This window comes from Acetobacterium carbinolicum (assembly GCF_047456275.1).
GTDB classification, from domain to species: Bacteria; Bacillota; Clostridia; order Eubacteriales; family Eubacteriaceae; genus Acetobacterium; species Acetobacterium carbinolicum.
Map to the genome: position 1 here is coordinate 4,087,239 of NZ_CP173357.1, position 7,186 is coordinate 4,094,424.

8 protein-coding genes are annotated in these 7,186 nt (G+C 39.9%); all 8 read right to left on the bottom strand.

Features of this window, described 5'->3' with window-relative positions; translation table 11 throughout:
* Positions 1–163 precede the first annotated feature (163 nt).
* On the bottom strand, positions 164–886 hold the full coding sequence (gene rsmG / locus ACIZ62_RS19075) for a 16S rRNA (guanine(527)-N(7))-methyltransferase RsmG (RefSeq protein ID WP_414150970.1): 723 nt from the start codon (positions 884–886) through the stop codon (positions 164–166).
* Positions 879–2,780, bottom strand: a complete 1,902-nt coding sequence (mnmG, locus tag ACIZ62_RS19080; protein WP_414150971.1) for a tRNA uridine-5-carboxymethylaminomethyl(34) synthesis enzyme MnmG — start codon at positions 2,778–2,780, stop codon at positions 879–881. Before mnmG ends, rsmG begins: the two co-directional genes overlap by 8 nt.
* Before the next feature lie 10 nt (positions 2,781–2,790).
* Positions 2,791–4,170, bottom strand: a complete 1,380-nt coding sequence (gene mnmE, locus ACIZ62_RS19085) for a tRNA uridine-5-carboxymethylaminomethyl(34) synthesis GTPase MnmE (protein ID WP_414150972.1) — start codon at positions 4,168–4,170, stop codon at positions 2,791–2,793.
* A 146-nt stretch (positions 4,171–4,316) separates the two neighbouring features.
* Positions 4,317–4,946 carry an RNA-binding cell elongation regulator Jag/EloR gene (gene jag / locus ACIZ62_RS19090; protein WP_111888559.1) on the bottom strand — a complete coding sequence of 210 codons (630 nt, stop codon included), beginning with the start codon at positions 4,944–4,946 and terminating at the stop codon, positions 4,317–4,319.
* 30 nt (positions 4,947–4,976) lie between these two features.
* A complete protein-coding gene (locus tag ACIZ62_RS19095; protein WP_111888558.1) occupies positions 4,977–5,939 on the bottom strand; it encodes a YidC/Oxa1 family membrane protein insertase in 963 nt (320 codons plus the stop codon).
* A 34-nt stretch (positions 5,940–5,973) separates the two neighbouring features.
* Positions 5,974–6,186 carry a membrane protein insertion efficiency factor YidD gene (gene yidD, locus ACIZ62_RS19100; protein ID WP_111888557.1) on the bottom strand — a complete coding sequence of 71 codons (213 nt, stop codon included), beginning with the start codon at positions 6,184–6,186 and terminating at the stop codon, positions 5,974–5,976.
* A 1-nt stretch (position 6,187) separates the two neighbouring features.
* On the bottom strand, positions 6,188–6,526 hold the full coding sequence (gene rnpA / locus ACIZ62_RS19105) for a ribonuclease P protein component (protein ID WP_111889764.1): 339 nt from the start codon (positions 6,524–6,526) through the stop codon (positions 6,188–6,190).
* A 63-nt stretch (positions 6,527–6,589) separates the two neighbouring features.
* A complete protein-coding gene (rpmH, locus tag ACIZ62_RS19110; protein WP_041669680.1) occupies positions 6,590–6,724 on the bottom strand; it encodes a 50S ribosomal protein L34 in 135 nt (44 codons plus the stop codon).
* Between the last annotated feature and the right edge of the window lie 462 nt (positions 6,725–7,186).

Consider the following 7,186-nt stretch of genomic DNA (forward strand, 5'->3'; position numbering starts at 1 on the left):
TTCTGATACTGTTAATTATTACGGGCCTCATGTTTCACGTGAAACATGAGGAAAACTAATCCTCTGTATATTTCATATTTAAGCGATGTTTCACGTGAAACATCGCTTAAAAACCCGATCAAATAGTATCATAAAAGCCTTTATTTCTTCTTGCAATTTTAATTTAAACGGGAAAGGCTTCCTTTTTAATCTTGCCATTCATTCGCGGAAAAAGATCGGGTGTTGATTTAATTTTTTCCACATTCATTATAACATGAACATAATCGCTTTGCAGTAATAAACCTTTTTCGATTTCAACTATTTTTCCACCTAAAACGGCAATTGGCTTTCTGGCCGCCTCCAACTCTTCCTGGTAGTCGCGCCCTTTCATCGATAAAAACTGTCCGCCGACCTTTGTCAGTGGTAAACAATATTCAGAAAGCAGAGTCAGGTTGGCAACTGCCCTAGATGTGACAACCCCATACTTTTCACGATAGTTACTGTCCTGCCCCAATTCTTCCGCCCTGCCATGAAGGACTTGTACGTTTTTTATACCTAACTCCATGGCAATGGACGAAACCACATTAAGCTTCTTTTTAGTGGAATCCATCAGGGTAATCTGGGCGTCCGCTAATAATATCGCCAAAGGAATTCCGGGAAAGCCGCCGCCGGTTCCTACATCAAGGATGCTCGCCTGAGGATCTTTGATTAGCTTAAGCAAGGTCAGGGAATCAAGTAAATGAAGCTTAATGAACTCATCTTCATCAGTTATCCGAGTCAAATTGATGTGTTTGTTTTTTTCCAGAAGCTGATCCATATAAGCGATCAGCTTTTCTCCCTGTTTTTCGTTAATGATAATTTCAACTTCTTTGCCCAGATTAATTAATTTCTCGATACGATTATTCATGATCTGTTCCCTCTTTATCTGAATTTCTTCGGCGTTGCTCCAGGGCGATTAATAAAACCGAAATATCCGCTGGTGACACACCAGAAATTCGAGATGCCTGACCGATCGACAATGGTTTTATTTCCTGAAGCTTTTCGGCCGCCTCAATCCGGAGTCCCCCTATTTTTGCGTAATCAAGCGCCTGGGGAATCAATTTGTGTTCGAGCTTTTTAAATTGCTCCACCTGCTGTAATTGTTTTTTGATATAGCCTTCATATTTAATCTGTACCTCAACCTGTTCCACCACGCTCCAGTGAAGGGCTGGTCGTTCTGGATCAAAGACCTCCGTTTGCAGGTATTTAATTTCCGGTCGCCTGAGTAGCTCCCCGATTGGTAAACCATGCTCAATCTCTGAGCTGCCAAAAGATTTAAGCATCGCGTTGTTTTCCTGATTAGGCTTAACAACAACCTGACTTAAGCGCACGATCTCCTGTTTTATTTGTTCCTTTTTCTCCAGAAATCTTTGATAACGGGCTTCGGCAATCAACCCCACCCGATAGCCGATCTCGGTTAGCCGCAGATCAGCGTTATCCTGCCTTAACAATAATCGATATTCAGCCCGGGATGTCATCATTCGATAGGGTTCGTCAATCCCTTTTGTTATAATATCATCGATTAGCACCCCGATGTAGCCTTCAGATCGATCAATAATCACTGGTTGTTCACCCCGTAAATAGAGTGACGCGTTAATGCCAGCAATCAGCCCCTGAGCAGCCGCTTCTTCGTAACCGGAGGTGCCATTAATCTGGCCGGCAAAAAATAACCCCGTTACCTCCTTGGACTCCAGAGAGGCCTTTAATCGAGTCGGATGAATACAGTCATATTCAATGGCATAAGCCGAACGCATAAACTCTACCGCTTCCATTCCCGGCACCGTTCGGTATAGGGCAATTTGAACCTCTTCCGGCAAACAGGACGACATTCCCTGAACGTAGATCTCGTTGGTGTTAAGACCTTCCGGCTCCATAAAAATCTGATGCCGCTCTTTATCGTGAAAGCGCATCACCTTGGTTTCAATGGAAGGGCAATAACGGGGACCAATTCCCACCACGTCACCAGTATACAGTGGTGATCGTTCAATATTGGCATTGATAATATCATGGGTTTCTGCGTTAGTATAGGTCAGGTAACAGGGTACCTGATCAATTTCAATTTTTTCCGTTTCAAAAGAAAAAGGAACAATGTGAGCATCCCCCTCCTGGATAATCATTTTGGTGTAATCCAGGGTTTTCGCATCGACCCGGGCTGGCGTACCCGTTTTAAAGCGCTGCAGCGCGATACCATTTTTTTCGAGGCTGTCCGATAAATACATAGCTGGAAATAATCCGTTGGGTCCACTATCATACTTTACATCGCCAATGATAATGCGTCCCTTTAAATAGGTTCCGCTACAGATAATTACTGCCCGAGCGTTGTAAATGGCTCCGGTATTAACCATCACACCGGTAATCTTCCCGTCTTTTACAATAATCTCAGTCGCTTCCTGTTGTTTTAAAAGTAGGTTCACCTGGTTTTCAATCACTTCTTTCATCCGGAACTGGTAGGCTTTTTTATCGGCCTGCGCCCGCAGCGAATGAACAGCCGGGCCTTTGGCGGTATTTAACATCTTGCACTGAATCATCGTTGCATCAATGGTCTTACCCATTTCGCCGCCAAGGGCATCGATCTCTCTAACCAGATGTCCTTTTCCGGTGCCGCCAATGGACGGATTGCAGGGCATCATCGCTACTGAATCCAGATTGATCGTGAGTAACAGGGTTTTTTGTCCAATTCGGGCACTAGCAAGTGCTGCTTCAACACCCGCGTGGCCAGCACCAATGACGACAATGTCGTAATCTCCTCCTGGATATGTCATACTACTTCCTCTACTTTCCAATGCAAAAATTTTTAAAAATCTGATCGATAATATCCATCCCAACAGCCTTGCCGGTAATTCCCCGAAGCGCCTCTAAGGCCTCCATGACGTCAATACTGACGAGTTCCAGAGGCATTTGACTGGCCATTGTTGTGATGGCATTTTCCAGACTATTTTTAGTTGTTTCCAACAATTGAATGTGCCGGGTATTGCTAATCAGGTAATCGGCATCCTGATTGACACTTCCTTCAAAAACCATATCCAGCATTTTCTGGCGCAGCGTTTTGATCCCCTGTTCTTCCAGTAGCGACATTGGAATCCAGGGCGCTGGTATCTCGAGCGCAGTTTCGGTGATGGTATCGGTCTTGTTGGCAATATAAATGGTTTTGCGGTTTTTAAGTAACTCGATTAATTCCTTTTCGCCGGCGGACATTTCCTTTGAGATATCGCGCATAAAGATCACCAGATTCGTTTGGTTTAAAAGGGCTTTGGATTTTTCCACCCCGATTTTTTCGACCAGATTATTCGTTTCTCTGATCCCGGCAGTATCGATAATTTTAAAGGGAACCCCTTCAATATTAATATATTCTTCAATGGTATCCCGGGTTGTTCCCGGTATGTCAGTGACGATCGCTTTGTTTTCCATTAATAAGGTATTTAATAAGGATGATTTCCCGACATTAGGCTCGCCCAGAATCGCGGTGGTGATACCTTCACGATAAATTTTCCCCGTTTCTGCCACCATCAGGATTTCTTTTATCTTGGTTAACAGCAATCGGATCTGGTTACTCACAAAATCATAGGAGATTTCTTCAATATCGTATTCAGGATAATCAATGTTAACTTCCATATGAGATAGAATCTCAACCAAGGTTGCATCCAGCGCTTCTAATTTTTGCGCGAGCCGTCCTTCTAATTGGGCCACCGAATACTCCAGACTTTTTTCGGTTTTAGCATTGATGATATCAATAACAGCTTCGGCCTGAGTCAGATCCATTCGTCCATTTAAAAAAGCCCGCTTGGTAAATTCCCCGGGTTCTGCCAACCGTGCGCCAGAAGCAATGACCAGTTTTAATATTTTGCGCATCGGGACAATTCCCCCATGACAATTAATTTCTACCACATCTTCGGCCGTATAGGAGTGGGGTGCTTTCATTTTTGAAATGAGCACCTCATCAATATCTTTTTTTGTTTCTGGATCGACAATTCGTCCGTAAACTAATTCATGACTTTTAGCCGCTGCCAGGGTTTTTCCCCGGGGATTGACAAATAGCTCATTGCCAAGTGCCACGGCCTGGGCTCCGCTGATTCTAATAATACCAATACCAGCACCACCCATACCGGTAGCAACCGCTGCAATGGTATCTTCACTTTGAAATAAGACTTCCACTTTTTTCTCCTGTCTTAATAATCGTTTCCTAATCTATTATAATATAATAAAAGCCAAAGGATAACAAGTATTAAAAAAGCACTTCACAATTAACTCTTAAGCTAACTTGCAAAGTGCCTGATTATTTCTAAACGTTCTTTAGATCCTTAATTTTTGTCTTTTAATTGGATAACAACCCGGCGATAGGGTTCTTCGCCTTCACTAAAGGTAAATACCTTATCGTGATTTTGAAGTTTTGCATGGATGACACGTCGTTCTGAAGGATTCATCGGTTCTAGCAGCATTTTTTTATGATAATATACTGCTTTATTAGCCATTTTCTCACCCAGATCTTCCAGTGTCTTTTCCCGCTTAGCCCGGTAGTTTTCGGTATCCAGAATCACCCGAACATATTCTTCATGCTGTCGATTGATGACTAAACTAACTAAATACTGGAGAGAATCCAGCGTTTGACCACGACGCCCAATTAAGACGCCCATATCATTACCTTCCAGATCAATGAATAATACTTTATCCTCGAGACGGGTATGGATTTTACAATGAATTTTCATGGCATTAAGAACATCATTTAAAAAATCCAGGGCCCGTTGTTCGGGATTATTTATCAGTGCTACCTCAACGATGGCTTCTTTTTTCCCAAAAAGCTTCATTAATCCACTGTCCGGTACTTGCAATACTTTTGTTTCAACTTGTTCTTTTGTTACACCAAGTTGTTGCAAACCATGGTTAATAGCATCTTCTACGGTTTTACCAGTACCCGTTACTGTCTTATTCATTTTCCCTCTCCTTAGCTTTTTGTCATCATTTTACTTGTTATCATTACGTTGTTTGGCTTTTTGATAAGCTTCTTCCTGAACTGCGTCGCGCTCGGGAATTTCTACTGATGGTTTTTTTCGCTGTACATCAGGTGGCTGATAGGATTTTGAACTTTGTATTTTTTTATTTGACGCTGGCCGTGTTAACGGTTTTTTCGGCTCGTCACTCTGCTCTTTTTTACTGCTTTTAGAGGTATTAGGATTAGCGGCAGCCCGTTTAGCTGCTAATTCAGCTTTCCGTTCTTCTTCCGCTTCACGAACCCGACGCTCCGCTTCTTCAATGGAAATATCCGGTTCTGGAATTTGCATCATAATAAATTGCTGAACAAAAGTAAAGATGTTCTGGACCACCCAATAAAGTGCTACCCCTGCCGGCATCGATATCGAAATATAACCAATCATCAATGGCATCGCATAGAGCATGATTTTTTGTGTTTTAGCATTAGGATCATCCGGATTAGTATTTGGTGATGCTGCCATTGTAAACTTCTGTGTGACAAAGGTAAATACTGCCGCTAAAATTGGCAATACATAAATTGGATCCGGCACGCTTAAACTTTGCATCCATAAAAAGGACATATCAATTGTTTCAATGATCCCATTTGGAAATACCCAAACATCAGGTGCTCTTAATGTGCCATATAAACCAATTAAAATTGGAAATTGGAGTAACAGCGGTAAACAGCCGCCTGCCGGGTTTACTTTAAAGGTTTTGTACAACTTTAAGGTTTCTTCATTTAATTTTTCTTTATTATTTTTATACTTTTTGTTAAGCTTTTGTAACTCCGGCTGAAGGCGTTGCATATCCTTCATGGATTTAGTTTGTTTAATATTAAGCGGTAATAATAATACCTTAATTAATATTGTAAATAGTATAATTGCTAGTCCATAATTTCCAACTAAATTGTAAATTTGAAGTAGCAGCCAACCAAAGATCTGGTATAAAAACTCCATTCATTAACTCCTTAAGTTTTTCTCCCTAATCATTCTAAGGAAGGGGGTCATATCCCCCAGGATTAAAAGGATGGCATCTGAGAATGCGTTTTCCACCCAAATAGGTTCCCCTTAACACACCGTATTTTTCAACGGCTAAAATAAAATACTCTGAACAAGTGGGACTAAAACGACAATTATTTCCTAAAAGAGGTGAAATAAATTTCTGATATCCTCTAACAATTAACACCAGGAATTTTTTTAACATCCTATGGCCTCATGAGATTCTTCTTATAAAACAAATGTTTTAACGACTTTTCCAAACTACTGTACGGCACTTCTTTAATGGATTCCTTAGCAATTAGAATAATATCATACCCCATTTTAAAAGAATCTTCATTATGACGATATGCCTCTTTTATTCGTCTTTTTACCTTATTTCTAATTACAGCTTTTTTAGAAACCTTTTTACTGACAATTATCCCTAAACGATTGGTCTGCGCTTCGTTTTTTAGAAAGTAAATCACAAAGATTTTATTTCCGAAGACATCCCCAATTTTAAAAACACGTTTAAATTCATTTTCCTTGCTCAGGGACTTTATTTTCACCAAAGGAATTCTCCTAATTTTTATTAAACAAAAGACCGCTTTTGATAAACGGTCTACAAAGGATTATGCTGATAATTTTTCTCTTCCTTTTTGTCTTCTCTTCTTTAAAATAAGCCGACCGCTTTTTGCAGACATTCTTTTTCTGAAACCATGTTCTTTTTTTCGTTGTCTAACTTTTGGTTGATAAGTTCTCTTCATTTCGACACCCCCTGACTAAACCTTTATATTCATTTGTTTATAAGCTAATAAGACTTTTACCCTAGAATTATATAATCTCACTTATTTTATGTCAAGTCATATTATCAAATCTAAAGGTTTTTAGCAAGGTTTATGTTTATTTTAATTATATTGAATGACTCACCACAATTTGTTATACTAGGTTCATCAACCAAATTGTGGATAAGTTCTTTAAATTTAGTCAATTAATCCACAAATACCAATGTTTTGTGGATTAATTGGGGATAACTTGTCGATATTTCTGAACTTTCCATTCATTCCTATCTTTTTTATTGGTAAAACTTTTTTAAGTTATCAACAATGTTTCTTATAATTTGCTTGATTTATTTGCCTATTCACATTAAAATAGATTCTCTGTGCATAAGTTAAACTATTATCCACAACGACACGACTTAAATTTATTAGAAATTGGAGGTTCATTTA

What these genes read in the sequence shown, in the direction of transcription:
- rsmG (WP_414150970.1), bottom strand. Translation starts at nt 886, where the DNA reads ATGAATAATCGTATCGAGAAATTAATTAATCTGGGCAAAGAAGTTGAA.
- mnmG (WP_414150971.1), bottom strand. Translation starts at nt 2,780, where the DNA reads ATGACATATCCAGGAGGAGATTACGACATTGTCGTCATTGGTGCTGGC.
- jag (WP_111888559.1), bottom strand. Translation starts at nt 4,946, where the DNA reads ATGAATAAGACAGTAACGGGTACTGGTAAAACCGTAGAAGATGCTATT.
- ACIZ62_RS19095 (WP_111888558.1), bottom strand. Translation starts at nt 5,939, where the DNA reads ATGGAGTTTTTATACCAGATCTTTGGTTGGCTGCTACTTCAAATTTAC.
- yidD (WP_111888557.1), bottom strand. Translation starts at nt 6,186, where the DNA reads ATGTTAAAAAAATTCCTGGTGTTAATTGTTAGAGGATATCAGAAATTT.
- rpmH (WP_041669680.1), bottom strand. Translation starts at nt 6,724, where the DNA reads ATGAAGAGAACTTATCAACCAAAAGTTAGACAACGAAAAAAAGAACAT.